This window comes from Chryseobacterium sp. FG46 (assembly GCF_057809135.1).
Map to the genome: position 1 here is coordinate 1 of NZ_JBMDJJ010000077.1, position 462 is coordinate 462.

Annotated in this window: 1 protein-coding gene; it reads left to right on the forward strand. The window is 37.4% G+C overall.

Features of this window, described 5'->3' with window-relative positions; all coding sequences use genetic code 11:
- On the forward strand, positions 1–462 hold a 462-nt coding region (locus ACODR7_RS21575; protein ID WP_488842334.1), incomplete at both ends, for an RICIN domain-containing protein.

Below are 462 nucleotides of genomic sequence, written 5' to 3' on the forward strand. Positions count from 1 at the left end.
ATTGTCTCAAACAGGAGGAAATTATAAAATAATTAATAAGAATAGCAACAAACTGGTTGACAACCCTTCCAGTTCCACTGCTGACGGTACAGTAATGACCCAATATGGCGATAATGGAGGGGCAAACCAGCAATGGCAGTTAGTGGATTTAGGCACGGGATATTATAAAATTATAAATGCCTGGAGTGGCAAAGCATTAGATAATTCTCAATCCAGTATAACAAATGGAACAGGGATAATTCAGTGGACTTATGGAGAAGGCGATAATCAGCAATGGCAAATTGTAGAAGTATTTGATCCTGCTAAAGATTATAAAATAATAAACCGTGCAAGCGGGAAAGTTCTAGATGTATATTCCGGATCTTTAGCTGATGGAGCAAAACTTACCCAATGGGACTATACTGCTGGCAACAGCCAGAAATGGAAATTGTCTCAAACAGGAGGAAATTATAAAATAATTAA